This window comes from Haloferax chudinovii, from assembly GCF_042663345.1.
GTDB lineage: Archaea > Halobacteriota > Halobacteria > Halobacteriales > Haloferacaceae > Haloferax > Haloferax chudinovii.
The window spans coordinates 631,314-657,848 of the sequence record NZ_JBHTAB010000001.1; the positions used below are offsets into that span (position 1 = coordinate 631,314).

The following is a 26,535-nucleotide window of genomic DNA, read 5'->3' on the forward strand; positions in this document are numbered from 1 at the left end:
GAGTCGGTTCCGCGGGCGGCGGGGCGGGGCAGGGTACGGTGGATTTGACTACCCGAACAGGCGCTTTCTGATGCTTCGCGTGCGGCTCTGTTCGGCCATGAGGACCGAACACTCCACGTCGTCGACGACGTCCATGACGACGGTGCCGCGGACGAGTCGCGAGAGCAGGCCACGCTCCGTCGCGCCGATGACGAGGAGCGACGCCTCGGTCGCGTGGGACTCGATGGCCGTCTCGACGTCGCCGGTCTCGACGGTGAGCGTGGCGTCGCCGAGGCCGCGCTCGTCGGCCCACTCCCGGAGGAAGCGCTCGCCCTCTGTCTCGTCATCGGCGACGTGGAGGAGTTCGACCTCCGCGTCGCAGAACTCCCGGAGGACCGAGGCGATGGACGCCGAGAGGTCGGAGTCCGGGCCGCCGGCGGTCGGGACGAGCACGTGCGAGGGGTCGAAGCCGCGGTCCTTCAGCACCAACACGTCGTAGGGGAGCGCGTGGGTTATCTCCTCGAACGCGCTCTCGGCGCGGCCGGGCGACCCGTGGCTGTCGGGGCCCCAGCCCATGACGACGAGGTCGGCGTTGTAGGTCTCCGCCGCGTCGAACACCTCCTCGAACGACCGGTGGGAGAGGACGGTGTGGGTCTCGATGTCCACGTCGAGTTCGTCGGCGTCGACGCGGGCCTGTTCGAGCAGGCGGTCGGCTTCGTCGAAGTCGTACTCCTCGCGGGCCGATTCGAGGGGGGTCTGGTCCGGCACTTTGACGATGTGGACGCCGACGAGCGTCCCGCCGTTCGCCTTGGCGACCGACCCGGCCAGCGACACGAGGTCGCGCTCGCTTTCGGGGTTCGAAAGCGGGACCATGACGCGGTAGCCGCCGTCGGGTTGGACCGTCGAAGCCGCCGACACCGCGGCGTCGGGCAGTTCGCTGGACCGAGAGAGCACGTACCGCGAGAGGATGCCCCGCTTATCGGTGCGCTCGCGGGCGTAGAACAGGTACCAGACGATGCCGAAGACGACGAACAGCACCGACAGCCCGATTTCGATGGGGTCGAGGAAGGCGATGAGTCCGAAGGAGAACACCGCGCCGAGAATCGGCGTGAGCGGGTAGAAGGGCACGGTGAACTCGGGGTCGTACTCGGGCGCGTCGGACTCGCGCATGACGATGAGCGCGAGGTTGAGCAGGCCGTAGACGATGAGGTGGAGGGCGCTACCGGCCTTCGCCAGCACCTTGATGTCGTCGACAGCGACGAGCGAGAAGACGATGATGAAGCCCGTGACCGCGATAGAGCGGTAGGGCGTCGCGAACCGCGGGTGAATCTCGTTGAGCCACGCCGTGACGAGTTTGTCGCGGCCCATGGCGAAGTTGATGCGCGACGACGCGAGGATGGAGGCGTTCGCGCTCGACGCGGTGGCGAGGAGGCCGCCGAAAATGATGACACCGGAGCCGAGTGCGCCGAGGCCGAGTACGGACTCGAACGAGAGTTGCGCGACCTCGACGACGGGGTCGGCACCGGCGGCCGACAGCTCCTGCCACGGCTTGATCGACGCCATGATGATCATCAGGATGGCGTACATCGTCGTGACGATGACGACCGACCCGACGACCGCGAACGGGAGGTTGCGTCCGGGGTTCTTGATCTCCTCGGCGACGGTCGTGATTTTCGCGAAGCCGAGGAAGGAGACGAAGACGAGCGCCGTGCCGGGGAGCACCGCGCCGTAGCCGCCGAGTTCGCTCGGGGCGAACGGGCGGAGCGTCGTGAGGTCGGCTTCGAGGAAGCCGAGTATCGAGAAGGCGGTCAGGATGAGGACGAGCGTGATGACGATGACCACCTGGAGCGTACCGGTCTCCTTCGCGCCGACGTAGTTGACGCCGATGAACAGGAGGCCGGCGAGTATCGCGGCCACCTGCACCGCAGACAGGGAGACGACGCCGAGGTTCACCGCCGGTATCGACACGACGCTGACGAGGAAGTCGCCGAAGCCGATGACGTAGAACGCCGAGGCGAACGCCAGCCCCATCCAGTTTCCCATGCCCGCGATGGAGCCGAAAAGCGGGCCGAGGGCGTGGTTGACGTAGTAGTAGCTCCCGCCGGCTTTCGGCATCGCGGTGCCGAGTTCGGACGCCGACAGCGCCGTAAAAAGCGAGATAATGCCGCCGACGACGAACGAGAGCGCGACGGCCGGACCGGCGATGCCGTACGCCTCGCGCGGGAGGACGAAGATGCCCGCGCCGATCATCGTTCCGACGCCGATGGTGAGCGCGGCGACGGGACCGAGATCCTTCGCAAGTTCCTCGTCGGTCATGTTTCATCCCCGCCGTCGTCGTCCGTTCCCGCCGGCAAAACGACCACGGGGCGGTCGCTGTGCCGGACCAGTTGGTCGCGGACCGCGCCCGAAAACAGGTCCCACCACGAGCGACCGCCGCGCGGGATGAAGACGATAGCCGTCGCGTCGGCCTCGGCGGCGGCGTCGAGGATGGCGTCGCCGACATCGGTCGCAAACCGGAGGTCGGTGTGGAGGTCGATGCCGGCGTCGTCCGCGGCGCGGCGGGCGATGTCGAACAGTTCGTCCGCGACCGCCTCGCGCTGTTCGACGCTGGCTTTGTCCGGCGCGCCGCCCGCCTTCTCGATGACGTGAACGACGGAGGCCCGACCGCCGGCGGCGGCGATGCGGGGGAACGCGGCGGCGCAGGTGAGTTCGGCGTCGTCCGCGTTCGCGAGCGGGAGCAGAGGACGGGAGAACAGCGGCTCGACGTGTTCTGTCATGTGCCGAACCTGCGGGGTTGGGAGTGACGGAGGCGATTCCCCCCGGCGGAACGGGATTGTGCCGGGGTGCCGATGCCCGATTCACAACGTGACCGTCGGGAATTCATGTGCCGGGGTTGTGCGGCAACCGGCTTAGAAGTTCGCAAACCGGGGGAGGGTGTCGAGCGATTCGGTCCCGGCGGGACGCAGACCTCAGACGGCGGTGACCCACGCCCGGTACGCGTCGTCGCGGCCGTAGACCGCCTGAAAGACGCGGTCCGCGAAGCCGGCGAGGCGGTTGGCGTCCGAGCGGGCGGTGATGCGGACGTTCGTCCCGTCGGCCTCCTCGGGGCTCTCCAACTGGTCGATGCGGAACTCGGGGAACTCCGAGAGGAGCGTCTTGAGGCGGTCGAGTTCGCCTTCGGTCACGTCCATGTTGAACGTCTGGTCGGCGAACTGAATCCACGGACCGGGCCCCTCGCCGTCGAGGTCGTCGAGGCGCTCGGCCTCGATGGTGAGAAAGGCACTGCCGCGGTCGCGGTGCGCCGACACGGCGTCGGCGAAAAGCTTCCGGCGCTCGCGGGGGGTGTCGGCCTCGAATCGAGTCATGCGGGTCGATACACCCGCGCGGTACAAAAGCGACCCGCGTCGGGCCGGGCGTGGCGTCAGTCGGCCGGCGACCGAGACGGCCGCCGGCCATCAGAACAGCACGAGGACCGCGGCGAGCGCGAGCGCGCTGACGGTCAGCAGTTGCACGCCGAGGACGGCGAGCGGGGCCGCCCCCGTCTGCCGCATCGCGTCGAGTCGGACGTCGAGGCCGAGGCCGACGAACGCGAGCGCGAACAGGGCGTCGCTGGCGGTGCCGACGGCCGCGAGGGTCGCCTCCGAGAGCAGGCCGAGGTTGGCGACGGCGGCGACGGCGACGAAGCCGACGAGGAACCGCGGGACGCCGTCGAAGACGGCGCGCAGGCCGGTCGCGGCCTCCTCGGCCCGGCCGGCGTAGCGAACCGCGTAGGCGACGGCGACGAAGCCGAGCATGGAGTTGCGCGCGAGTTTGGTCACGGTCGCCCAACGGCCCGCCACTTCGGAGTGGGCGAAGCCGGCCGCGGTGACGGGGCCGGTGCTGAACATGCTCAGGCCGGCCCAGATGCCGAACTGGCGACCGGACAACGGAAGCAGGTCGCCGGCGATGGGGAACGCGGCGAGCGTGAGCGCGTCGAACAGGAGGACCGCGGCGACGACGTGGGCGAGCGACTCGCCGTCGGCGTCGATGGTGCCGGCGATGGCGGTGGCCGCGGAGACGCCGCAGACGCTCGCGCCCGCCGCGAGGAGCGACCCAGTCTTGTCGGCGAGGCCGAACACGCGGCCGGCGACGGCCTCGACGAGGAGGACGCCCGCGGCGACGGTGACGACGACGAGCGCGACCAGCACGGGGCCGGAGGCGACGAGTTCGTCGACGGCGATGCGAGCGCCGAGCAGGACGATACCCGTTTCGAGGAGGAGTTTCTGCGTGTCGATGCCGGGGCGCGCCCAGTCGGGGACGCCGACCGCGTTGGCGACGGCGGCCCCGAAGAAGACGCCGAGCAGGAGCGCGTTGACGCCGGGGACGAACCCGGCGACGAGGGTGGCCGCCCCCGCGAGGGCGACGAGGAGGCCGACGCCGGGGACGAGTCGCGCGAGCCGACCGACGCCGGCGTCCGTGGCGTCCGTGGCGTCCGTATCCGCCCCGGCGCTCACGGCCCGAGCGCCGCGAGGACGGTCACGACGACGAGTCCGAGAGCGGTCGCGCGCCAGCCGCGTTCGAGCGTACACCACAATCCGTACGCGCGCTCGGTGGTGGCCGCGCCGAGCGCGTCGCGCATGGGAGACGAATCGCGCATTTGCCGGAGTCACGAGGGCCGCGCCGTTGAACGTGTCGCTTCCGTCTGTGAAACCGGCAATAAAAACCTCGAAAACGCCGGTTGTCAACCTGAAACAGCGGTAGGACGATAAACAAGGAGCAACTTTTTCTTGTTCCTCTGACCGTCACCGTCGCAGAACTCAGTACGTATCTTCAACACTATATGCTCTCGCCGGATGGGGTCAGATATGGGAAAGCGCATCCTCCTGCTCGGAGCGCCTGGCGCAGGTAAGGGCACACAGTCGAAGCGACTCGCCGAGACCTACGGCGTCGAACACGTCACCACCGGCGACGCGCTGCGCGCGAACAAGGACATGGAGACCGAGTACGGGACGCCCCGTTCGTTCATGGAGAAGGGCGAGCTCGTCCCCGACGCGGTCGTCAACGAAATCGTCGAGGCCGCGCTGGCTGACGCGGATGGTTACGTCCTCGACGGCTACCCGCGGAACCTCTCGCAGGCGGAGTACCTCACCGAAATCACCGACCTCGACGCGGTCATCTACCTGCGGGTCGCCGAGTCCGAGCTCGTCGAGCGCCTCACCGGCCGCCGCGTCTGTGACGACTGCGGCACGAACTTCCACGTGAAGTTCAACCAGCCCGAAGAAGCGGGCGTCTGCGACGACTGCGGCGGCGAACTCGTCCAGCGCGACGACGACACCGAAGAGACCGTCCGCGAGCGCCTGTCGGTGTTCGAGGAGAACACCGAGCCGGTCATCGAACACTACCGCGACGAGGGCGTCCTCGTCGAGGTCGACGGCGAGCAGACTCCCGACGAGGTCTTCGAGGACATCCGGGACGTCGTCGACGACGCCTAAGCGCGGGTTCGACGCGCGAACCGCCTTATCGACGCAGTTCGGCGCGACGTTTTTCACCGACCGAGACGCGTCCGTCCGCATCGCCGACGGTGCGCTCGCTGTCGTCCGCAGAGTAAAACCTTGATAACAGCCGGTTGCTAAAGAGCCGGTAATGGCACGAATCGAATCTCGGGTGCGCGACCTCGTCGGCGAGGACGCCGACATGCGCGCCGCCGTCGAGACCGTCCTCGACCGGGCGGACGACGGTGAAGTCGAGTGGGCCGACGTTCGCGACGAGCTCACGAGCGGCCAGTGGGGTCGCCTCATCGAGAAGGGTATCCTCGTCGACGGCGACGAAGGGTTCCGGCTCGCCGACGTGGGGGAGACCCGCGCCGGCCTCGAAGACGACACGTCCGGCTCCGACGGCTCGTCGGCCGACATCGACACCGACGACTCCTCGTGGTCGAAGTACGACAAGGGTGCGGCCGTCGTCACGGTCGGCCTGTTCCTCGGCTACTCGGTCTCCGAGGTCCGCAACGTCATCGGCGGCGTGATGGACGTGGTGCTCGGCCCGCTCGCCGAGATGCTCCCGTTCTACGCCGTCGTGATGGTCCTCGCGCTCGCGACCGGTCTCTACTCCACGCTCCTGCAGGCGAACCTCATGAACATGGAGAAGATGGGCAAGTACCAAGACCGGATGAAGGACATCCAACAGCGGCAGAAGGACGCCAAGGAGCGCGGCGACGACGCGGAGCTCGAAAAGATTCAAGAAGAGCAGATGGAGGCGATGGGCGACCAGATGGGCATGTTCAAAGAGCAGTTCCGCCCGATGGTCTGGATCATGTTCCTCACCATCCCGGTGTTCCTCTGGATGTACTGGGCCATCGGCGTCGGCGGGAACGCCCAGCCTCACATCATCACCGGGAACATCGTGCTCCCGCTCGTCGGCACCACAGAGTGGACGCAGGGCGTTCTCGGTCCCATGCAGGCGTGGATTGTCTGGTACTTCCTCTGCTCGATGGGCTTCACCCAGATCATCCGCAAGTCGCTCAACATCGACATGTCGCCGTCGGCGTCGTAAGCCGGTTCGGTCGACAGCCGACCCGGTCGATTCGACTCGAATCGACCCGGCTCGAAGCAACTCGGGTTCTCTCTCCGTTTCCGACGCGCGCCGGCCGCGGCGCTCTCTCGTCTCGCCGCCGCGGAGGGTCTTCCGCCGCCGTGCGAAGCCTCCGCAGGGGCCGTCGGCAACGATAACACCTTTTAGCCGACCGCACACAGCATGGATATGTTACTGACCGTCTCCGGACCACCGGGCAGCGGAAAGAGTACGACCGCCGCCGCGCTCGCCGAGGCGTTCGACCTCGAACACATAAGCGGCGGGGACATCTTCCGCGAGCTCGCCGCCGAGCGCGACATGACCGCGGTCGAGTTCAACAAGCACGCCGAGGAAGACGACCAGATCGACCGCGACCTCGACCGCCGCCTCCGCGACATCGCCCTCGACCGCGACGACGTGCTCCTCGAATCCCGACTCGCCGGCTGGCTCGCCGGAGACGCCGCCGACCTCCGCTTCTGGCTCGACGCCCCCGTCGACGTCCGCGCCGAGCGCATCGCCGACCGCGAGGACAAAGCGCCCGACGTCGCCCGCGAGGAGACCACGACCCGCGAGGCGAGCGAGGTCAAGCGGTACGACGCGTACTACGACATCGACATCACGGACCTCTCTATCTACGATATCGCGCTCAACACCGCCCGCTGGGGGCCCGACGAGGTGACGGCCGTCTGCATCGCCGCGGTCGACTCCTACGACCCCGAGGCCGACGAGGGCAAATACCCGGTCGACGGCGTCCGCTACGACTTCTGACCATGCTCCGAGACCCGCCCGAACACCGGAGCGTCGACGACCTGCTCTCGTTCGGCGTCGTCAACCTCGACAAGCCGCCGGGGCCGTCGGCCCATCAGGTCACCGGCTGGGTCCGCGACATGGCCGACGTCGACCGCGCGGCCCACTCGGGGACGCTCGACCCGAAGGTGACCGGCTGTCTCCCCACACTCCTCGGCGACGCGACGCGCATGGCGCAGGTGTTCCTCGAAGGCTCGAAGGAGTACGTCTCCGTGCTCGAACTCCACGGGCCCGCCCCGGCCGATATCGACTCGACCGTCGCCGAGTTCGAATCGAAACTCTACCAGAAGCCCCCGCGGAAGTCCGCTGTCTCGCGTCGCCTCCGCGTCCGCGAAATCTACGACCTCGACCTCCTCGAAGTGACGGACAGACAGGCGCTGTTGCGCATCCGGTGTGAGTCGGGGACGTACGTCCGCAAGCTATGTCACGACCTCGGACTCGCGCTCGGCACCGGCGGCCATATGGGTCACCTCCGCCGGACCGCGACCGACCCCTTCGACGACGCGGACCTCGCGACGCTCCACGACCTCACCGACGCCCTCGCGTTCGCCGCGGAGGGCGACGAGTCGTGGCTCCGCGATGTGGTCTCGCCCGCCGAACGGGCGCTGTCGCACCTCCCGGCCGTGACCATCGCCAACAGCGCGGCCCGCGAGGTCGCCAACGGCGCACCCGTCTACGCCCCCGGCGTCTTCGACGTCGACGCCGACGCCTCCCGCGGCGACCTCGTCGCCTGTTTCACCGACGACGGTTCGGCGGTCTGTCTGGGCGAACTCGTCGGCGACGCCGACGCCGACGCCGGCGAGGTCGTCTCGCTGGAAGCCGTGTTGGTCTGAAGCCGGACTCTACTTTCTCCGGCGCTTTTGTTCCGCGTCCGCGAGCGTCTCCGCCTGCTCGTTGACCGAGGCGACCTCCCGCTTCGCGTCCGATTTGTCGAGGTCGTAGACGTAGCGCCACGAGGCCAGCGGGTAGCCGTGGGACTCCTCGGGGCGGTCCGCCGCCGGTTCGGACTCGCCACCGCGACGAATCGACCACCACCGGCCGGCCCCGACGCCCAACCCGAGGATGAGGAGCACCACGACGACGAACGGGAGCAGTCCGAGCGGGACGGTCTGGAGGGACGTGGACATGAGTTGTCATTACTCGCCGCGCGACAAAAGCGTATTCGCGGCGCAACTCCGGCGAGTCGGGAGCGTTCGAACCGCACGACTCCGATGGGATACAGTGCCACGCCAGTCCGTCGCGTCGCCGCGACGAAACGAAGGGCTTAACCGCGAGACACGCATCGCTTTGAATGCACCCCGGGACCGTGGGGTAGTGGTATCCTCTGCCGATGGGGTCGGTAGGACCTGAGTTCGACTCTCAGCGGTCCCACTTCTTACTTTCGTGGATTAAAATTACTGGTAGTACAAGCTCTCTCTGTACATTTTGCACTTAAAACCTATCTGCAAACAAGGCTCTGCTTAAAAGGCCTCTCTGAGGGGTGGTCTACGTGAGTCTCGCGCCCTCTCGGAAGGCGGGAGACACCGTCGAATCGACCGTCGTTCAGCACCACCCAGAGCTCCGGCACGTCCCCGACAGCCAGCACGAGCATCACGACGCTGTCGTCACGGAACTTCTGACGCCGAGTCGAGAGCTACCGTTCGTCGGAATCTGCCTCCTCGAAGTCGGCACCATCGTCGAAATCAAGAGCGCGATGGTCGTCTACGGCGAAGCCCAGCGCCGCGGGCGCTTCCTGCTTCGCCGCAGTCAGCATGAACACCTCCTCGACGAAGGCGGCGTCTACCTCTTCGCCGTCTGCGCGCCGACTCCCGACCGCGACATCATCGTCGCGAAGGTCGTCCCCGCGACGCTCGTCGATGAGTTCCAGTTCTCGTGGGTCGAGCGGGCGACACGCTCCGACTACGCCCAGATCACCTGGACGCAGGTCTTCGCCCCGAAGGAGGTCGAGTCGCGATGAGCGTTCGCGGCACCTACTTCACCGCGCTTGCGAACGAAGACGTCGTCCCCAGCGACGAAGCGCGAGTCTTCGCTATCGTCCGCGACGTTCCCGAGTGGGCCGACGACCTCGTCGACCGCGCGCTCCCGCACCTCGCGCCGCCCGAGTCTCTTGAGCTCGCGCGGAGTCGCGTCGAAGAGGCCGCCGACGCAGACGGCGTCGAGAACGCGCTCGCTGTTTCGTGGCAGTCCACGGACTTCGAGACGCGTTTCCGGAGCTACCTTCGGTCCACCGGCCCGCGCGAAGTCCTCGCAACGGTGCAGTCCGACGCCGACGAGCGCCCCGTCTGGCTCGTCTCGTGGCGTTCCGACGACCGCTACGACCATCGCCGCATCGTCCTCGAAGAACTTCACCAGCGGACGCAGGACGGCCCTTGTGACGACGGACGCCACGAGTGGAGTCGTGGGTCGGTCGTCGGGGTGCTGGTCTGTGACATCTGCGGCTACTCCTCGCAGTCGGTCACCGACTGGTTCGGTCAGGCGGTCCGCGTCGCCTACGGAGGTGACCGACGGTGAGCGACGACCTCGCCGGCGTCGTCGCGGAGTTCTCCGTCCTCGACGAGGCCGACCTCGTCACGTCGGATGACGAGGATCCCGTCGCGTCCGCAGTTGACAACGGATACGAACCCGGCTCGACCATCGACGACTCCGAAGACGTCGAGTTCGAGATGCCGGAGTTCGTCGCCGCCTGTCGGTACTGCCAGACGAGCTTCGATACCGAAGCGGACGCGCTCGAACACGAGTGGAACTGCGACCTGGAGCCGACCGGCGAGTGTCGCTTCTGTGGCGGCACGCACATCCGGAAGGATGTTCGCGAGGATCACTTCTACAGTTGCTCGGAAGCCGAGCAGCACGAGCGCCGACAGAAGCGCGGTGTCCGCGCGCGGACAATGCGCGGTCAGGACTCGAAGACCGCCGTCTCGGGGCTACGGAAGTTCCTCCTCCCACAACCGCACGAGTTCAGCGCCTATCTCAAGTGGGACGACTCTCTGTCGACGTACTTCGGACTCGTCTCGCTCTACAAGATGCACGATTTCGAGGAGTATGGGAACCTTCGCGCCGGCATCGAGTTCGGTGGCGAAGAGTGGAACGTCGAGTTCAGTTTCAAAGAGTCCGGTGTCGCGACGCCCGAAGACGATACCGATCTCGGTCGTTGGGACTGGCGGCTCGAAAAAGTTCCAGAGTTCCAAGTCTACGTCTACCCAGAAGCGTACCCAGAATACAGTGAAGCGGTTGATGACAATCGAAAACGTGCGTATTTCAAAGTAAGTCCCCGCTGGCCTGGCATCAAGTCAGAAAGCGGGAAGAACATCTCGAACCCGCACAACATCCTCGGCGTCGACGTCGAGACGAAGGGCAGTTACTTCGAGTTTGACCAGTACCCGAGCGTTCTGTACGAAGCGCTGCGAGAACTTCGCGAACGTCAGGACGAGTTCGGTTGGAACTCGTTTACTGAAATCGACTATCAGGCGCTCGCCCCTGAGGATGTCCACAACTCGTCCAATATTACCGACGCCGAGCTTTATGTTCGCGCGAAGAGGGGCGAGACCGGCAGAATGTACGCTTTCGACGGCACACTCCACCGAATCGCATTAATTCTCGGCGGCGAGCGTAGCGGCTACTCGAAGACTGTTCGCGACGACCGCGAGTGCGAAGGCTGGTATCACACGTCCACGGTCTGCGCCATGCGTGCCGCCCAGGTCGTCGGTGGTCACGAACTCCCGAAGGAGATCAAGCATTACCACGTCAAGAACCCGGATGCTGTCGCTGGAACGCCACTGGAGAACCCGAAGATCGGCGTCTCCTATCAAAACTCGCTGTACGACGACACGCTTCGGTTCAAGGACGTCGACCGCCTCCACAAGGAACTCGACGAGGCACTTCTGAACGTTCTGGATTGGTCGGACCTCCCCGTGACGCCCGACCACCAGAAGTTCGTCAAAGACGACTACTTCAAGGTCGAAGGCGAGGCCCGAATGGTCAAAGTCGTCGACAACCCGCTCCCACGAATCGCTGAACAGCAGGACGATGAGATTCGGAAGTTCGCCGTCGCTGGAAATATGAACGAGACAGACCTCGACGTCGTCGAGGAGCTCCTCACTGATGGTGGCGACCTTTCTCCAGCGGAGATCGCAGACAAGATCGGCAAAGCCACCAGCACGGTCTATGATTCCCTCGAGCGTCTCGGAAAGCTTGTTCTCCGTGAGTACGGTCACGTCGAACTCGCGTCGAAGCACATCGCCGAGGGAATCGTCGAACACATCGAGTCTGCGCGTCGGACTGTGGAGGCCACTCTCGAAGAGGCTGCTGACGACATCATCCGCGCCGATACGTACGGCGATGGGAACGGTCCGTGGGAGCGCTGGCTACGCAACTACGTCCGCGACCGGAAGGAACGCGACGATGGTCGCGAGCTTCTCGAACTCGCGCCGCAGGCGACGCGTGAGGAGGTCAAGCGTATCCTCCGAACAGGGGCTTCGAAGTGGGCCGAGGTGACCGGCAACGACTGGCGGCAGTTCGTTCGCGAGTTCGATGTCGTTGGTGAGGCCTACGATACCTCCGCGCCGTTGACGTACAGCTTCGGTCAGATGCGTCAGCTCATCGGCTGACGTCTGGTTTCGCGAGTGGCAACGCTGTTCTCCGAGGTTAGTACCGGCAAGAATGTCTGTGTTTTCAGGGCGTTAGGGACTGAATTTTTCTTGGCGCCGTCTCACCTCGACCAGCACCGCGACCGCCACCACTTCGAATTACGGGGGCCCCCGTAATTCTCCGTTAGATGTGTGATTAAAGAATCACAGAACCAGATTACCGGAGTCTTCGCTTCGCTCAGACTCCAGATGAAACACATGAAATGGGGGTCGCCGCGCCTACTCGGCGCGGCTTGCCCGCGCGAAAAATTTAGACGCTGACGTGCTCGGCGGCTTCTTCCTGCATTTCGCTCACGATTTGGTGCTGGTCGAACGGAATCCCCTCCACCTCCGGGTTCGTCGAGACCTCCCGTTCGTCGAGGACCTCCCACCCGCCGCCAGTGTAAGCGATGCTCTTCGCCGTCGAGCCCGTCACGAGAACGAGCGCGTAACACGTGTTTGGTTCGACTTCGCCGTAAACCGGGAAGTTCCCGAGAATCGAATCGCTCGAATCGAGACTGTCGACTTCTGCTCGACGCAGTGGGCGCGGTGGCAGGGAGTTTAGAATACCCATGGTCGCTTCTCTCAGCGAGACTACTTGAATTTCGTTAGCCGCATCTTCTCCTGTGCGTGTACGCTCGTTACTGCACTGACTGAGCGAGACTGTTCCAGACTAAGTGCTCGATGACCTGTGCATCCTTCCGTTTCACGTTTGTATAGAAACGTGCAACTGTGACGGACGCCACTCGCTCAAACACTCGAAAAGCGCCATCTCAGACGAACCACTGAACCCGCCCGATGACTTATCCTGCGTGCTTCTCTAGAGAAACGTGAACCTATGCGAACCGAACGGAACAAGGACGGGACGTGGAACGTCTGGATGAACCGCCCCGAATATAGAGAGCTCCCACGTCAAGCACACTCCGACCTCGCGGAAATCGCGCTCAGGCTGATGGGCGACTCTGGTCTTCGCGTCGCCGAAGTCCTCGACGTCACCCCGAACGATATCTCTCGACGCGCCGACGGCCGACACTACAAGCTCGAAGTGACCGCCGGGAAAGACACCACGGGCGAGCACGCACACGGGAAGCAACGTGAGACGTGGCTTCCCATCGACCTCGAAGCCCGAATCAATCGCTTCGTCCAGGACGACGACAACGACATCGGTCCAAGCGACCCTGTCGTCCAACGCTCGAAGCGAACTCTCCAGGGCTGGGTCGACCGCGCCGCCGACGCAGCTGCGGACGCGACCGGCGACGACGACTACCGACGGGTGTCCAGTCACGATTTGCGCCGCTGTTGGGCGCACCACCTGCTCGTCGAAGAAGGCGTGTCGCCGCGAATCGTGATGGCCCTCGGCGGCTGGTCCAGCTACGACGCTATCGAACCCTACCTTGCCGCGCCGTCAGAAGAGAACATCATCAAGTCGATGAGCGAGGTCTCGCTGTAGGTGCCAGAAGTCGAGTTGTGGAGTGTCGCCCGTCATCGGTCTCTCTCCAGTATCTCGACTCGAATCTCGTAGTACTCGCGCTCGGCCTCGAGGAGATCGCACTGCTCGTCGACGTCGACAGGATGCTCCACCGACACCAACAGCGACACCAACCAGACCGGGAAGCGCGACTTGCCCTGGAGCGACGCCAACGTATCCTCGATATCGGACAGGTGAGAGCGGCAGAACCCGAGCTTGATGCGACGACGAAGCCCGCGAATCATCGCACACCTCCGCAGGACCCCGCGAGCGGCGCGCCCGCCGGGCGTACACGCGATGAAACGCCGAAGGACCGCCGAAGCCGCCGACCCGACGAACCGCCACTTGCGTATCTCAAGTTAATATAAACACAAGGGTGTGGGGGGGTGGGAGGGTGTCCCGACACTCTACATGACATCGAGGTCCGCCTCCCGAACCACGTATTTCTTGATCTGCTTCGACTCGTCCTCGCTTACTCCGTAGTCCATCTTCAACAGAGCACGGTCGAAGTACTCACCACCCGACGCTTCACTGATGTACTCCTCAACGCGGCCCTCGTCGAGAATCTCCTTCGCCACCTGCACCGGCGACAGTTGTTCCGCCTCGGCTTCCTTCGACTCCGCCCGGACCTTCTCCAGCAGGTCGTCGATGAGGTCGTCAGTGAACTCGCCCTTCGTCGACTCGTACTCCTCTACGAGTTCGGGCGTCGGGAGCTGGAACTTCATCCACTTGTGCCGGCGGAGCACACCATCGTCGCCGATCATTCGATGGTACTTCTTGTACATCTTGCCCGTCTCGTTGTTCGTCTGGATGAACTTCCACCGGGCCTTGCTGATGCCGGCCGACTCGTCCTTTCCGACCATAACCCCGAGGTGATGGAACCGACGCTGAACGTGCGAGTCGATGAGATCGAAGTCCGGCGCGGTCATGATCGCGCCGTTGTTTCGGTGTCGCCACGTCTGCGTCAGCGCGTCGAGGACCTGATTGGCGACCGTGTACCAATTGCGGTTCCCAGCGGCCACACCCGCCTCTTCGAGCACGATAATCGCGCCTTCGGGGAGGTCACTCGCGGCGATTTCGAGGAACTCCTCGACGGAGTACGTCACTCGATGTGGTCCGAACGTCGGGTCAAGGGCTTCCGCGAGTCGGAGTGCCGCGTAAGACTTCCCGTCCCCCGTCTCCCCGGCTAAAAAGCACATCCAGTTCTCGTTGAACACGTTCATCCGCGGCCATATCTTGCGGCGGAGAATCAGGTTCTCGCGGACTCGGTCGGGCATCTCCGAGATGTGGCTGGAGAGATTCTTCGGGGGAGCGTGCGACTGCATCCGGTCGACGATCTCCGGCTCTGGCTGCGAACTCATACGACCTCACCCTCCGCGTCCTGAAGTTCGATAGACGGCTTGAACCCGAGTTTCGTCGCCGCGTCGTCGAGGACACCCGCGATGTCCATCAGCTGTCGCACGTCGAGGACGACCTGTTGGGTCGTCTGTTCTTCCCGCACTCCACGCATCGTCGAGCGGGTCTCCACGACCGTCTCGGTCGCGTCCTCCAGTTCGTCCAGACGTTCGAGACCCCGATACGGGATGTCCCTGACCTCGACAGGTTGGACGCCCTGTGTCTCGAAAATCGTCATCGCCTCGTCTTGCGATACCTCAACTTCCTGCCCGTCTATCTCGAAGACGTACTCTCGCCCGGCGGTCCAGCTCGGCGACAGTACCACCGACGACCACCACTCTTTGATGATGCCCTCGCTCCGAAGCGGGCGGAGCGCCCGGTAGTACTCCAGGACTCGGTTCTGGAAATCGCCACGGAGCGACCGCGGAACCATCGACATCCGCAACCGGGCGTCTTGGACCTCGGAACGCTTCTGGTGGCACCGAACCTGCGCGTCCTCAATGATGCGCTCACGGACCGTCTTCGACCGCGGATCATCCGATTTAGACATCACGATCACCGTCAGGAATCGTGAGAACAATCGAATCGGCGAGCGTGTGGACCACGAGCGGTTGCTTCTTTTCGAGTTCGAGCCATTCCGCCGCATAGCTTGTGAGGTTGATGTTCATCGAACTCCCCGATTGCTGGATATTCCGAACCTCGCTGTTGAGTGAGACCGAATCGAGGTCGCCTGATTCGATGTGTTGGGCGAGTTTCTTCAGTTCGAGCGACTTTCGGACACCCATCTGAGAGGTGCATTCGGCGATTACGGACTCCATTTGCCGTGTCTCACCGCCGCTTTGGATTGCCATAGCGGCCCTACTAGAGAATCTGCATTAAGTCTCCACACGAGGATAGCCACGGTGGATAGTCGTCCGAATATCCACCACAGACCCGCTCTAACACCCCATTCCTGATAGTATATTCCGGAGACATATCACCTCTGCAAAACAGGGCACGTGTATGTCTGCATGTGCAGGCCACCCCGCCGCTGGGTTCCGCCTGGGGCCGGGTGCCAACGTCGACGACGACCGCGCTATCGAAGTGACGGTCGAAGAACCGTTCACCAACCCAATCGAGGACTTCGTCCGCGACCGTGGCGGAGTCTCCGGTCAAGCACTCAACCGCGGCCTCGACGCCGCACAGCGTTTCGGCATCGAGCCCGAGCGAGAACACTTCGCAGAAGACGCGACGACCACCGCCCGCATCTCCGGCTCGATCATGATGGTCTCCCAGGCCATCATCGTCGCCGTCGTCGCGCTCATCGTTCTCGGGTCGCTCTACTCGACCGAAATAGTCGCTAATCCGACGTACAACAACACCTGGACGTCGATGTTCGACACGTTCGCTAACTACGGCGAGACGGCGTTCATCCTCATCGGCGTCGGTCTCATCGCCGCAGGTGCGAGCGTCGCACTCGGGTTCTTCGGTGGCATGGGCGGTGGTATGAACGGCGGCCGGTAGACCGGGACACCCCACCTACGCACCGATTTCTCACCGCTCACCACACCACTCAAGAGCCATGACTAACGCAATCATCACGTTCGCCGTCATCGCCGTCGTCGGTGTTATCGCTATCGCTACCTTCGGGACCTCCTACATCGAGAGTGCCGAAGACCGGGTGGCCACCGAAGGCATCGCCCTCGACGACGCCGGCCGCCTCGTCGACGCGGCAGACATCGCCGTCGACTTCGGCGCGAACGTCACCGTCACGCACAACGGTACGACCCTCTCCGAAGGTGTCGACTACCGTTTCAACGAATCGACCGGGGAATTGCGTCGGCTGGCAAACGCGACCGTCTCCAACGGGACGCAGGTCAACATCAGCTACCAGTTCGACGCACCCGACAAGACCACCCGCGACGTGAACCGCGGGCTCGGTGCGATTAGCATCCCAGTCCCGCTTCTCGCGCTCATCGCCGCCGCATTCGTCGTCTGGGGGTTCCTCGGATGATACTCGTCGCTCACCAGCTGGCACTCGGCCTCCTCGGGACGCTCGCCCTCTTCGGAGCGCTCGTTATCCGCGGCCACGACTCCGAGGCGATTTGGGCGCTACTTGGCCTCATCGTCTGGGGCGCTCTGGCGCTCACCAGCGGTAACGTCGCCGTGTTCAACGAATCAACCGGCGAGTTCGTCTCGCTCGGCTCGCCCACCATCCAGTTCGTGTGCCTCAGCGCGGCCGCCGTGAGTGCTATCGCACTCTATGGAGCCGTCTTCCACACTGCCACTAACGAGGGTGTTCGCGCATGATGGGACGCGACTCCCAGCCCGACCCCGGCGAACTCCAAGCTCGCGAACTCGACGAGCGCGCCGCCCAAGACCTCGAACGAACCGCGGTCAACCGCGGCGTCTCGAACGGCCCGGTCGTCGACCCCATGCACGACATGGAGCCCGAGGACCTCCTCGACCGTCTCCTCGAAGCCGACGTCGAGTCCAACGAGTACGAAGAACTCGTCTCGCTCATCCAGCCGTTCCTCTCGCCGAGCGAGATGCTCGCCGACCACGACGAGGAGTACTACGACGCCCGGTCTCGGCGGCTCCTCAACGAGAACCTCCGCGACCGCATCGTCCGCGGCCGCGAGTATCCCGACCTCTGCACTGGCGTCTTTCGGCAGGTTGCACAAGAGGTCAACGGCGACTCGTTCAGTGGCGTGCGGAGAGACCTCGCGGACCACGAGAAAGAGGCGATCCGCACGGTCATCGACGACGTTCGAACCGACCGCCAGTCGCTCGGCGACGGCCGCCTGCTCGAAGCAGTCACAGAGACACACGTCTCCAGCGAACGGCGCGACCCCGACAGCAACTCGCAGTCCGGTGGTCGAATCAGTAGCATCCTTCCGTGGTAATCCATGACTGACAAGAATCCCAAACCCGACAACACCGACCCGCTCGCACCGGACGAACCAGAACTGTTCGCGAACACTCGACAGAAGCTCGACGAGGAGTCAGAAGACCACAAAATCGCCCGGAAAGCCGGCGACGCCAGCGGTGGCCTGGTCTACAACTTCTTCCGCGGCTTGTGGGTCTTCTGGGTCTCGTTTTGGCTCAAAGTCCTGCGATTCGTCCCGAGGACGAACAAACTCGGCGACAAGGTCATCGACGCCGGCTACCAGCTCAAGCTCAAAACGACCGGAGCCGACACCATCACGCACGTCATCTACGGCGACGGCGTCATCGCGCCACGCGCATCGAGTTGGCACACGACCGAGAACGAGTTCCGAAGCGAGAACGACGAGCGCTTCAAAACCGACGAGCAGGGCATCCCGTACCGGATGCTCGGGAAGTACCCCGTCGCGTGGGCGCTCGGGAAGTACGCCGAGACCACCGACCCTATCGAGGCGTTCATGGGCGGCCAACGTCGCCGTGGGGAGTTCGAGCCAAGCGCCACGACCGATGGAGGGACTGATGTCGCAATCCACGCCGAAGTCGCCGATGACGAATACGACGGTCGCGTCATCTCCTTCCGCGACGGCTACCGTCTGTTCGGCTCGAAAGTGACTCAGGAGGACATGAGTCTCCAGGGGACGCGTGCGAAGCTCGCCGAACTCGACTGGTCCCGAAAAGAACAGCTCTACCTCGTCCTCGTCGGGCTCGGTGGTGTCGCACTCGGTCTCTTCGGACCCGCACTCGCCTCGAGCATCGCTGGGAGCGCATCCGGCACTGGCGGCGGTATCAACGTCCTCCCGTTCATGATTAACGCCGGCCTCGGAGGTGTGTTCTGATGTCCGCTGCAGACCGTGTTTTCAATGCCACGGTGTTCGCGTGCCTCCTCGTGTTCAATTCGGTCCAGCTCAACATCCTCAACGAACTGAACGCGTTTGATCAGTCTGCCGTCGAAGGATTATCACTCTCGTTCTGGCTGTTGGCCGGTCTCGTAATCTCATGGGGGTGCAGCGGGCTCTTGAGTCAGATTGTCACTGGGCTCAAGTCCGCAGGAGGCAAGCGAAACGGCTTCTGGTTCATTTTCGGAGCGACTGTTATTGCTTTCGCAATTACAGCATACCGAACCGCTCCGGAACTCTACACCGTTCTCAATGCAATTCAGTTCGGTTCCATCCTCGGTATTCTGGCCGGGTACCCCGCACTCAAAGCAACCCCACAGTGGGACGCCGCAGTGGACGCACTGAATCGGCGGGTCGAGAACGACGAGGAGGTGATCTAAATGCCGCTTCCCGGCGGAGGAGACGCCGAGGACCGCGAGGCAAAACGCCGCGCCGAGGAAGATATCCGAGACGCTCGCGACCGCGCACGGGACGACAACGACAGTTCCTCATCGTCGTCGGGGTCGTCCTCGTCGAACGACCGTGACAGGGACCGAGACCGAGATCGGGACCGGGACCGGGATAGACAAATCGTCGAACAGCGGAAATCCCAGCGTCGAGGCGACCGATACCAGACTGGACCGTCCGACTCATCGTCGTCCGGGTCGTCAGAGTCTGGGTCGTCATCGTCCGGAGGCTCCAGCAGTCGCTCATCGAGTGATCGTGACCGTGACCCGGTCAGCGACCGCGAGGCGGCCACACGGTACAAGCGCGACGTCCGCGAGACGAAACAGCAGAACGAGCGACGACAGCGCCAAGACGCGCCGATGGTCGGAGACGACTTCGGCTGGAACGACCGCGAACCCGTCACTCGCGCCGAAGCGGAGCGCCGGAACCGAATCCGAGACAAGAAGAAGCAGCTCAAGCAACGCGTCGTCGACCAGACGCCCGGCCTCGACAACACTCGGAACGTCCGGGTCCGACGCGACGGCGACAAGCTCGTCGCCTCGCTCACGACCGTCGGTCAACAAAGCGTCCGCGACTATCAGGTCGCCCAACAGCGAGACGCACGAGCACGCGAACAGCGACTTGCCGAGAAGCTCGGTCAGGAATCATCTGACAACGTGACTGACCGTGCACAGGGAATCGACGCTAAGCTCACCAAGGACGCCAGTGGCGACATCTCCACGGTCCAGCGGGAGCAGGCGCGTCGCGACATCGCTGACAACGTCGATGTCGACCCCGACCGAGTCAAGATTGTCGGGCAGACCGACGACGGCGGCTTCCGGGCGCGTATCGAGAAGCAACCCGAGCGGAAAGAGCAGTTCGGCGATATCGACTGGTCGTTCGGTCTCGGCGATCCCGACAAAGACGAGGTCGAGGGGGGCCTCCGAAACGCCGCCGACGACGTCGACAAGGCCACGAGAAAGGTCGTTGAGATCAACGACAAGTACGGCCCACCCGCAGCGGTTGGGGCCACCTACGACGCGGTTCGAGAGTACGTCCCCAAACCAGTCGACGACCTCATTGCCGGACCGGACGGTGAGACCATCGGCGAAGAGTTCGCCAGCGGCGCTGTCGAGGGGGGCGTCGAACTCGCCAACGTCCCACAGACCGCTGTCGGTCTCATGGAAATCGGTGAGACTGGGAAGTTCATCGTAACCGGCGACGAGGGCACAAAAGGCGCTACTGACGGTAGCTCTGAGGCGTTCGCGAAAGTGATGGCCGCAGGGGGGAAGGCAGGTCAAGAAGCCAAAGAAACGTTCTTCAAAGAACCCGGGCGGACTTCCGGCGCAGTCGTCGGGTCACTCGCCGTGTCTGCCGGGGGGCTCGCGGCGGCGGCGAAGGTCGGTGGGAAGACCGGCGCGGCCGCTCGGCTCGCCGTCCAGCCCGGTGAAGAGGCTGCGAGTTACGTTGCGACGCGCGCTCTCGGTCAGAGTGCACGAGGTCAGCGCATCCTCGACGCGATCCCCGGTGGTCGCGTCGACAACGAGGAGATTGTGATGGCCGCCGCGTCCAAAGCGAAGCCAGCCACATCGAAACTGGTCCGAGGTATCCGACGCACAAGATACGACGCCGTCCGTCGGTTCGAAGCAGAAGGCAAGCGCGCGAAACAGTTTCTCGCCGGTGAGCGCGGCCAACTCGAACTGTCCGGTCCGAGTGGGCGGCGGACCGTCGAGGTCGACGAATCGCCCGGTCGGATGTCGCCCGAACTCGACCGCGCCGACGCCCGCGAACAGGACCTCGACCAGACGCAGTACGAACTGCGTCGGTTTGCCCAGGAAGAGCGCGATGCCGAGCAAGTCCTCCTAGAGGACGCCGGACAGCCGACCTCGACGCCGACGCAAGCCACGCGCGCCGACCAGTTGACTGTCGACCCGGACGAACTCGAAGCTCGCCGTCTCGAAACCGAACAACGATTCCGCGAAGCCTACAGCGTCAGTGATCGCCCTCCGAGAAGCCGTCGCCAGCTCCGTGACGGCAGTCGCCTCAGCGGACAGGAGTGGCCGACTCGTGAAGCGAGACAGATGCGGCAACAGGCCGAAGCATCCAGTTTCGAAGCTGATGCGGCTCGAACCAGCCGGAGAGAAGTCACTGGGGCTGAAATCGCGACCGGAGAAGAACTCGCGCGCCAACAACAGCGGCAGTTCGAGCGCGCACAGGCAGACCTCGCACAACGTCTCGGTTCCGACACACGGGCCGAAAGTCGACAGGATACGTGGCAACCCACGGATGTCGGCCTCGACCAGCGATTCGAGACTGGCTTCGAGACCGAAACGGAGCGCGCGACCGAGTTCGAGAGTGAGCTCGGACGCGCCGGAACCGAATCCGAGAACGAGCCTGTCGAGATGTCCGTGGCGACCGAAGTCGAACGCGAGTTCGAACGTGCTCGCACGCGCTTCGAGACCGAGTTCGAACGGGAGCGAGAGCGCCAACAGTCCTTCGGGGATCAGAACCTCGGCAACGCTTTCGCGGTCGATATGAGCGCGTGGGAGAACAGTTGGAAGACTGGCATCGCAGACATCGACCAGCTCTGGAAAGAGCGCTTCGGAGGGCTCTGATGGCGACCTTCGGGTTCTACATCAAGGCGGCGCTGACGCTCTTCCTCTCGATCTTCGTGCAGGATATCCTCCAGACGGTGACCGACCCGATGCTCGGGCCTGCCTGTGGGCCATCGCGGGTCTCCCAGCCCGTCGTCGAGGGCGCGCAGAACTGCCTTTACGTCACGCAGGCCGTGACGTGGCTCGTTGCACTCGTTATCGTCGGTCTCTTCGTGACCGGCCTCACTCGTGGCGCGCTTCTCGGAGGTGTTAGCCCGTGAGTCCTCGGGTGCTGATCTTCGTCGCCGTCGGTATCGTCCAAATCGCCGGCCTCGTGTTGTTCCTCAACACCGCCGGAGCGGAGGTCTTCCACGTCGCGGAGAGTATGACGTTCCTCCAGTCGACATGGGTCTGGGGTCCGATTCAGAACTTAGAGACGCTGAGCTACTTCCTCATCGTCCCGATATTCATCGTCGATTATCTCGTGTACGCGGCCATCGCCGGCGTGACCCGAGAGAAACAGCAGGTCGCACAGTACCGGAGAGGTCGACTGTGAGGCGACGCAGTATCGTTCTGTTCGCGCTGTTCGCGTCGATGCTCGTTGTGAGTGCCGCGCCCGCGAGTGCCGCCGACGGCGACCTCGTCGTCGGGAGTGAGCACACGACCGGTTCCGACTTCACGAGTGGGACACTGACCAATGTGTCAGTCAGCGGATCGGGAGAGAGCGCATCCGTCGTGTTGGAGCCAACAGTCACCACACTGCTTGAGGACTGGGATGATGGCTCCCTTGCAGATTATAGCGGAGATACCGGCAGTGCATCAATATCCACTGTCTCGCACGATGGGCCAAACTCACTCCGGCTTGAGTCAAGTTACTCGAACGTTTACATTTATAATACATCCTCAGCCGTTGAACCTGGAGACACATTCTCAACATGGGTTCGGCCAGGGTCTGAGGGCGGACGACATGGATGGGTTGTCTTTGGCGACCCCACTGCTGATGGGAGTTCAGATTCGGCCAGGGATGGCTACCAAGCCTACATCGACGCCGATAACGAGATCCGCCTCCAGCGTGTTGATAATGGGTCGGTCACGCAACTGAAATCGGCAACCCCAACGATCAACGCCGACAATTGGTATCGACTCAAAGTCGACTGGGGAGCCGACGGGACAATCGTGATGAGTGTCTATGACGACACTGGCACTCTCATCGATACGATATCTGAGACAGATACGACGTTCCAGTCATCCAGCTTTGTCGGATATGGTATTTACAACGGATATGCCAATTACGACACTCTGCAGATATCAAATGAGTACACTGGAGGGTCATATCTCTCAGCAACCCATGGCGTGAGTGACCCGCCTGAGGGACGTGTGGACCTGACGCTCGACAACGCAACAGCGGATGTGACGTGGCAGGCTAACACGGCGGGCACCTGGACCAATGTCTCGTCAGCGACGTTCTCAACCGGCGGGACCAAAACCGCTGATCTGTCGTCGACGAGCGCCGATCAGTGGCGCGTCCGTGTCGACTTCGAGACAACAGGGGCGGACCCGACCGCAGAACTCGGACGGGACGCCGTCTACTTCCCCGTCTCGACGCCAACGCTTGACGCCACGTCAGCCTCACCGACCGGCGGCGAAGTGGTTCACAACAGCCAGCCGACGCTCTCCATCGACGTCTCCGACGATGATCTATCGACCGCACAGGGCGACCAGCTCACGCTCACGTGGCGCGTCAACGGTACCGTCGTCGACACGACAACTCGGTCCACAAATGGGGCCGCCTCTATCATCGCGCCCTCGCTTTCTGATGGGAACCACACGTGGAGCGTCACCGTCGACGACAGCTACGGCGAAACAGTCACTTCGACCTCGTTCTCGTTCGAAGTCGACCACTTCGAACCAACCATCACCAACCTCGAACCGCCAGACGACACCTCCCTCTCGACGCGCGACATCACGCTCTCTGCCAACCTCACCGATTCGGACTTCGCCTACGAGGGCGACGAACTCACGGCGGAGTTCATCGTCGACGGCAACGTCGTCGGGTCCGAGGTCCTCACCAGCAATGGCACCGCCTCGACGATGTTCTCGATGGACGGCGGGTCCGCATCGTGGTCCGTGCGCGTGAGCGACACCTACGGCAACACCGTCATCTCAGATAATCGGACGATTCGCTCGCCGTCGACGCTCACCATCCGCAACGTCTCGACTGGCGAGCCGATAACCGGGTCCGCGCAGGTGACTGCAAAACTCTACTCAGGCGAACTCATCTTCACGAAGAACACCTCCGACGGGACAATCGACCTGACCGGCGTCCCGGTCGAGCGCGGGTACATCATCGAGGTGACTGTCGACGGCTACGTCACCAGGACGGTCGCCATCGAATCGGTGTTCGAGCAGGGTGACGTCTATCTCCTGCCTGAGACCGCCGACGCGGTCTATCAAGAGATGACGCTGAACGACCAGACGGGCGATTTCGAGGCAAGCTCGACGGTGCTCTACATCGAGCGACCAATCGAGCGGAACGGTACTATCGAATGGCGCGTCGTGACTGGTGACTACTTCGGCGCAGACTCAGTGTTCAAAACGACGCTGGAGAAGGACCAACGATACCGACTCGTCATCGAGAACGACGACGGCGACCGTCGAGAGCTCGGTGCGTACATCGCCGCGGTCAACGGGACCGCCCCACTCGATGTCGGGACGATCCAGTGGCAGGCACCCAAGGGCGACTCCTACCAGTGGGATGCTGTCGTCGACGACGAGATGTCGGCACTCCGCGTCATGTTTTCGGACCCCGAAGACGAGACGACCGACTTCGATATCGTCGTCCACGAACGGGGCAACGCCTCGAACGTCCTCTTCGAATCGTCGGCGACGAATCTTTCGTCGTTCCAGCGAACGGAGCCACTCAGCCAGTCCGAACTCGAACAGGACTGGGCGGTGAACATCACCCTCGAACGGAACAGCCAAACGATCACCATCGACGAGCCCATCTCGTCTGCCGCGTCGATCCGCACGACCGTCCCTATCGACACTCGATGGGCGACGCTTGCCGGACTCGTCCTTCTCGTCGCACTCGCGGCCGCGTTCCCCTCGACGCTCTCACGCGTCGGCGCGGTTGCTGTCGTCTCCGTCGCTACGGGAATCACGTGGCTCGGCTGGGTCGACATCCCGATGAGTGTCATCGGGCTCTCCGGCGCGGTCGCGCTACTCGGGCTCGCCGCCTCCTTCAACTCCTACTCATGAAAGTCACAGTCCCAATGCTGTTCGTCATCTGTTTCGCCGTCGCTGGCGGCCTCATGGCCGGGTCTGGTTTCAACGACGCCGTTGGAATCGACAAAGCGACCGGTCTTCAGGACGATGCCGACCAGCTCTCCGAAGACGCATCGTCGTACCGTGCTGACCGCGGGGGCTCAGTCGAATCTTACCTCGGATTCACTACGCAGGCGACCGGGGCAATCGTCGGAGCGCTGAAATGGAGCCTCATGCTTCCGCTCGCTCTCCAGAACGTCGGGTTCCCTGCGTGGTTCGCCGGCCCCATCGGCGTTCCGATTCAGTTCGTGAACTACATCGGCGTCTGGCAAATCATCCGGGGGATGCGAATCTCATGAGCGCGCTCGACTGCTGGTTCCAGCCGGACGTCCACTCCTGTGTCGCCGACGGCCTCGGCAGTGCCTTCGGCCCGGGGTCCGAGAGCGTCCTCGCGATGTTCATCGTCGCGGGTGTTATCATCCCCATCTACGTCAAGACCGGCGACTACGTCCTCCCCGCGACGCTCCTCGTCCTCATCTCGGGATTCGCCGCGACGTTGCTTCCCGGTATCATCGCCTCCATCGCCTGGACGGTCATCTTCATGACCCTCGTCGTCTCGTTGTTCGCCGCGCTCTTCCAGACGGTGGTACAATGAGTCTCGGTGACCTACGCGATGGGATCTCTCTCGACGAGGACCTCGGCGAGAAGCAACTCGCCGCGCACGTCTTCATCATGGTCAACCTCATCTGCAACGGACTCATGACCGCACCTATCGCCCTCGACGCACCCGGCGTCTTCACGCGCGTCGGAGTCTACTTCGCGCTGGGGTTCAACGGCATGGTCCTCTTCACGCTCTTCGCCCGCGAGGTGCCGCGATGAGCCGCCTCTCGACCCTTCTGACGCCTTCGGTCCCGCTTCACGAACTCACTCACGCTGTCGCGGCCTACCCGTGGGCCGATGTCGACATCTCTCTCGACGGCACCAACTCGCGAGTGACGATGGACTGGGAAGACAGCGCACCCGTTTGGGCGATTCGGGTCGCGCATCTCGCACCGACACTCGTCGGGCTCGGCATCGCGATGCTCCTGGTCGTCGTCTTCGGCGTCCCGAATATCTCCGGTCTCGGCGGCCTTGCACTGCACGACCTCGGTCTACTCGTGATTCTCTTCGTCAACTGGGTCGTCTACGTCTTCCCGAGTTACGCCGACAGGCACCCGTTCGGTTAGTTTCCACCGAGGACCCCGGTTTTTCTGAGGACAGTGTCGATGGCGTTCGTGAGGTAGTCGAGTGCGAGGAATGCTCCGACGATTGCCGTTGCAACAACGGACGTCCAGAAAACAAATAACGCGATTTTGTCAGTGGTTTCTGAATACAGGATAGCACCGACAATCGCTGATGACTGTGGGCCAACCATCGGAAACGCTTTCGAGACGATACCTGCAGAGATACCGACAACGATTCCGATCCCGATGACGGAACTGAGTGCAAGCCAGTACAGAATCAACACTGAGAGGGCTATTCCCGTTACCTCATCGACGAGCGGAAGGTCGTGGAACCGATGATTCAGCCCCTTTCGCATCGATATTAGATAGAAGACACTCACCAATATA

34 protein-coding genes and 1 tRNA gene are annotated in these 26,535 nt (G+C 63.5%); 23 read left to right on the forward strand and 12 right to left on the reverse strand.

Annotated features, from left to right (window positions below):
- Positions 1–48 precede the first annotated feature (48 nt).
- The 5 genes from ACFQI8_RS03275 to ACFQI8_RS03295 all read right to left on the reverse strand — a co-directional run bounded on the left by ACFQI8_RS03275 (position 49) and on the right by ACFQI8_RS03295 (position 4,615).
- Positions 49–2,295, reverse strand: a complete 2,247-nt coding sequence (locus tag ACFQI8_RS03275) for an amino acid permease (protein WP_390242777.1) — start codon at positions 2,293–2,295, stop codon at positions 49–51.
- Entirely contained in the window at positions 2,292–2,756 is a 465-nt protein-coding gene (locus ACFQI8_RS03280) for a universal stress protein (RefSeq protein WP_390242778.1), read from the reverse strand. The genes ACFQI8_RS03275 and ACFQI8_RS03280 overlap by 4 nt, the downstream gene beginning before the upstream one ends.
- Positions 2,757–2,948: 192 nt before the next feature.
- Positions 2,949–3,344, reverse strand: a complete 396-nt coding sequence (locus tag ACFQI8_RS03285; RefSeq protein WP_390242779.1) for a hypothetical protein — start codon at positions 3,342–3,344, stop codon at positions 2,949–2,951.
- A gap of 90 nt (positions 3,345–3,434) precedes the next feature.
- Positions 3,435–4,472, reverse strand: a complete 1,038-nt coding sequence (locus tag ACFQI8_RS03290; RefSeq protein ID WP_390242780.1) for a YeiH family protein — start codon at positions 4,470–4,472, stop codon at positions 3,435–3,437.
- Entirely contained in the window at positions 4,469–4,615 is a 147-nt protein-coding gene (locus ACFQI8_RS03295) for a hypothetical protein (RefSeq protein ID WP_390242781.1), read from the reverse strand. The genes ACFQI8_RS03290 and ACFQI8_RS03295 overlap by 4 nt, the downstream gene beginning before the upstream one ends.
- A 208-nt stretch (positions 4,616–4,823) precedes the next feature.
- Between ACFQI8_RS03295 and ACFQI8_RS03300 the strand changes: the two genes are divergently transcribed.
- The 4 genes from ACFQI8_RS03300 (at position 4,824) to ACFQI8_RS03315 (ending at position 8,168) form a co-directional block, all read left to right on the forward strand.
- Complete coding sequence (locus tag ACFQI8_RS03300) at positions 4,824–5,450, forward strand: adenylate kinase (RefSeq protein ID WP_390242782.1); 627 nt, start codon at positions 4,824–4,826, stop codon at positions 5,448–5,450.
- Between the two features lie 151 nt (positions 5,451–5,601).
- On the forward strand, positions 5,602–6,510 hold the full coding sequence (locus tag ACFQI8_RS03305) for a DUF106 domain-containing protein (RefSeq protein WP_390242783.1): 909 nt from the start codon (positions 5,602–5,604) through the stop codon (positions 6,508–6,510).
- 207 nt (positions 6,511–6,717) lie between these two features.
- Positions 6,718–7,296: a (d)CMP kinase gene (gene cmk / locus ACFQI8_RS03310; RefSeq protein WP_390242784.1), complete on the forward strand. Its 579-nt coding sequence runs from the start codon at positions 6,718–6,720 to the stop codon at positions 7,294–7,296.
- A 2-nt stretch (positions 7,297–7,298) separates the two neighbouring features.
- Positions 7,299–8,168, forward strand: a complete 870-nt coding sequence (locus ACFQI8_RS03315; RefSeq protein ID WP_390242785.1) for an RNA-guided pseudouridylation complex pseudouridine synthase subunit Cbf5 — start codon at positions 7,299–7,301, stop codon at positions 8,166–8,168.
- Positions 8,169–8,177: 9 nt separating this feature from the next.
- Here ACFQI8_RS03315 and ACFQI8_RS03320 read toward each other — a convergent pair whose 3' ends face one another.
- Positions 8,178–8,462, reverse strand: a complete 285-nt coding sequence (locus ACFQI8_RS03320; protein ID WP_390242786.1) for a hypothetical protein — start codon at positions 8,460–8,462, stop codon at positions 8,178–8,180.
- A gap of 173 nt (positions 8,463–8,635) precedes the next feature.
- Here ACFQI8_RS03320 and ACFQI8_RS03325 point away from each other — a divergent pair.
- The 4 genes from ACFQI8_RS03325 (at position 8,636) to ACFQI8_RS03340 (ending at position 11,939) form a co-directional block, all read left to right on the forward strand.
- A tRNA-Pro gene (locus tag ACFQI8_RS03325) sits at positions 8,636–8,706 on the forward strand.
- Between the two features lie 118 nt (positions 8,707–8,824).
- Complete coding sequence (locus tag ACFQI8_RS03330; RefSeq protein ID WP_390242787.1) at positions 8,825–9,292, forward strand: hypothetical protein; 468 nt, start codon at positions 8,825–8,827, stop codon at positions 9,290–9,292.
- On the forward strand, positions 9,289–9,846 hold the full coding sequence (locus tag ACFQI8_RS03335) for a hypothetical protein (RefSeq protein ID WP_390242788.1): 558 nt from the start codon (positions 9,289–9,291) through the stop codon (positions 9,844–9,846). The genes ACFQI8_RS03330 and ACFQI8_RS03335 overlap by 4 nt, the downstream gene beginning before the upstream one ends.
- Positions 9,843–11,939, forward strand: coding sequence for a DUF7845 domain-containing protein (locus tag ACFQI8_RS03340; RefSeq protein WP_390242789.1), 2,097 nt, complete (start codon positions 9,843–9,845; stop codon positions 11,937–11,939). Before ACFQI8_RS03335 ends, ACFQI8_RS03340 begins: the two co-directional genes overlap by 4 nt.
- 289 nt (positions 11,940–12,228) lie before the next feature.
- On the opposite strand, the gene ACFQI8_RS03345 is transcribed toward ACFQI8_RS03340, so the two are convergent.
- Positions 12,229–12,531, reverse strand: coding sequence for a DUF7964 domain-containing protein (locus ACFQI8_RS03345; RefSeq protein WP_390242791.1), 303 nt, complete (start codon positions 12,529–12,531; stop codon positions 12,229–12,231).
- A gap of 264 nt (positions 12,532–12,795) precedes the next feature.
- Here ACFQI8_RS03345 and ACFQI8_RS03350 point away from each other — a divergent pair, with 264 nt between their 5' ends.
- Positions 12,796–13,407 (forward strand): site-specific integrase, encoded by a 612-nt coding sequence (locus tag ACFQI8_RS03350; RefSeq protein WP_390242793.1) that lies wholly within the window; start codon positions 12,796–12,798, stop codon positions 13,405–13,407.
- 32 nt (positions 13,408–13,439) lie between these two features.
- On the opposite strand, the gene ACFQI8_RS03355 is transcribed toward ACFQI8_RS03350, so the two are convergent.
- The 4 genes from ACFQI8_RS03355 to ACFQI8_RS03370 all read right to left on the reverse strand — a co-directional run bounded on the left by ACFQI8_RS03355 (position 13,440) and on the right by ACFQI8_RS03370 (position 15,638).
- The gene (locus ACFQI8_RS03355) at positions 13,440–13,670 is read right to left on the reverse strand and encodes a hypothetical protein (protein ID WP_390242794.1); all 231 of its coding nucleotides are present in this window, start codon (positions 13,668–13,670) and stop codon (positions 13,440–13,442) included.
- Positions 13,671–13,832: 162 nt separating this feature from the next.
- Positions 13,833–14,786: a hypothetical protein gene (locus ACFQI8_RS03360; RefSeq protein ID WP_390242795.1), complete on the reverse strand. Its 954-nt coding sequence runs from the start codon at positions 14,784–14,786 to the stop codon at positions 13,833–13,835.
- On the reverse strand, positions 14,783–15,370 hold the full coding sequence (locus tag ACFQI8_RS03365; protein ID WP_390242796.1) for a hypothetical protein: 588 nt from the start codon (positions 15,368–15,370) through the stop codon (positions 14,783–14,785). The genes ACFQI8_RS03360 and ACFQI8_RS03365 overlap by 4 nt, the downstream gene beginning before the upstream one ends.
- The gene (locus tag ACFQI8_RS03370; RefSeq protein WP_390242797.1) at positions 15,363–15,638 is read right to left on the reverse strand and encodes a hypothetical protein; all 276 of its coding nucleotides are present in this window, start codon (positions 15,636–15,638) and stop codon (positions 15,363–15,365) included. The genes ACFQI8_RS03365 and ACFQI8_RS03370 overlap by 8 nt, the downstream gene beginning before the upstream one ends.
- A gap of 184 nt (positions 15,639–15,822) precedes the next feature.
- On the opposite strand from ACFQI8_RS03370, the gene ACFQI8_RS03375 reads away from it, so the two are divergent.
- From ACFQI8_RS03375 to ACFQI8_RS03440, 14 genes are all read left to right on the forward strand, one after another.
- Positions 15,823–16,323, forward strand: a complete 501-nt coding sequence (locus tag ACFQI8_RS03375) for a hypothetical protein (protein WP_390242798.1) — start codon at positions 15,823–15,825, stop codon at positions 16,321–16,323.
- Between the two features lie 58 nt (positions 16,324–16,381).
- The gene (locus ACFQI8_RS03380; protein ID WP_390242799.1) at positions 16,382–16,813 is read left to right on the forward strand and encodes a hypothetical protein; all 432 of its coding nucleotides are present in this window, start codon (positions 16,382–16,384) and stop codon (positions 16,811–16,813) included.
- Positions 16,810–17,109 (forward strand): hypothetical protein, encoded by a 300-nt coding sequence (locus ACFQI8_RS03385; RefSeq protein WP_390242800.1) that lies wholly within the window; start codon positions 16,810–16,812, stop codon positions 17,107–17,109. The genes ACFQI8_RS03380 and ACFQI8_RS03385 overlap by 4 nt, the downstream gene beginning before the upstream one ends.
- Positions 17,106–17,705 carry a hypothetical protein gene (locus ACFQI8_RS03390; protein WP_390242801.1) on the forward strand — a complete coding sequence of 200 codons (600 nt, stop codon included), beginning with the start codon at positions 17,106–17,108 and terminating at the stop codon, positions 17,703–17,705. The genes ACFQI8_RS03385 and ACFQI8_RS03390 overlap by 4 nt, the downstream gene beginning before the upstream one ends.
- Positions 17,706–17,708: 3 nt before the next feature.
- Positions 17,709–18,581, forward strand: coding sequence for a hypothetical protein (locus ACFQI8_RS03395; RefSeq protein WP_390242802.1), 873 nt, complete (start codon positions 17,709–17,711; stop codon positions 18,579–18,581).
- Entirely contained in the window at positions 18,581–19,021 is a 441-nt protein-coding gene (locus ACFQI8_RS03400; protein WP_390242803.1) for a hypothetical protein, read from the forward strand. Before ACFQI8_RS03395 ends, ACFQI8_RS03400 begins: the two co-directional genes overlap by 1 nt.
- A gap of 426 nt (positions 19,022–19,447) precedes the next feature.
- Positions 19,448–21,682, forward strand: coding sequence for a hypothetical protein (locus tag ACFQI8_RS03405; protein WP_390242804.1), 2,235 nt, complete (start codon positions 19,448–19,450; stop codon positions 21,680–21,682).
- A complete protein-coding gene (locus ACFQI8_RS03410) occupies positions 21,682–21,942 on the forward strand; it encodes a hypothetical protein (RefSeq protein ID WP_390242805.1) in 261 nt (86 codons plus the stop codon). Before ACFQI8_RS03405 ends, ACFQI8_RS03410 begins: the two co-directional genes overlap by 1 nt.
- Positions 21,939–22,217, forward strand: coding sequence for a hypothetical protein (locus tag ACFQI8_RS03415; protein WP_390242806.1), 279 nt, complete (start codon positions 21,939–21,941; stop codon positions 22,215–22,217). Before ACFQI8_RS03410 ends, ACFQI8_RS03415 begins: the two co-directional genes overlap by 4 nt.
- Positions 22,214–24,919, forward strand: a complete 2,706-nt coding sequence (locus ACFQI8_RS03420) for an Ig-like domain-containing protein (protein WP_390242807.1) — start codon at positions 22,214–22,216, stop codon at positions 24,917–24,919. The genes ACFQI8_RS03415 and ACFQI8_RS03420 overlap by 4 nt, the downstream gene beginning before the upstream one ends.
- Entirely contained in the window at positions 24,916–25,284 is a 369-nt protein-coding gene (locus tag ACFQI8_RS03425; protein WP_390242808.1) for a hypothetical protein, read from the forward strand. The genes ACFQI8_RS03420 and ACFQI8_RS03425 overlap by 4 nt, the downstream gene beginning before the upstream one ends.
- The gene (locus ACFQI8_RS03430) at positions 25,281–25,580 is read left to right on the forward strand and encodes a hypothetical protein (protein ID WP_390242809.1); all 300 of its coding nucleotides are present in this window, start codon (positions 25,281–25,283) and stop codon (positions 25,578–25,580) included. The genes ACFQI8_RS03425 and ACFQI8_RS03430 overlap by 4 nt, the downstream gene beginning before the upstream one ends.
- Positions 25,577–25,804, forward strand: coding sequence for a hypothetical protein (locus ACFQI8_RS03435; protein WP_390242810.1), 228 nt, complete (start codon positions 25,577–25,579; stop codon positions 25,802–25,804). Before ACFQI8_RS03430 ends, ACFQI8_RS03435 begins: the two co-directional genes overlap by 4 nt.
- Entirely contained in the window at positions 25,801–26,151 is a 351-nt protein-coding gene (locus ACFQI8_RS03440) for a hypothetical protein (protein ID WP_390242811.1), read from the forward strand. The genes ACFQI8_RS03435 and ACFQI8_RS03440 overlap by 4 nt, the downstream gene beginning before the upstream one ends.
- Here the strand turns inward: ACFQI8_RS03440 and ACFQI8_RS03445 are convergent.
- A complete protein-coding gene (locus tag ACFQI8_RS03445) occupies positions 26,148–26,504 on the reverse strand; it encodes a hypothetical protein (RefSeq protein ID WP_390242813.1) in 357 nt (118 codons plus the stop codon). The two genes, ACFQI8_RS03440 and ACFQI8_RS03445, sit on opposite strands and share 4 nt — an antisense overlap.
- Positions 26,505–26,535 lie beyond the last annotated feature (31 nt).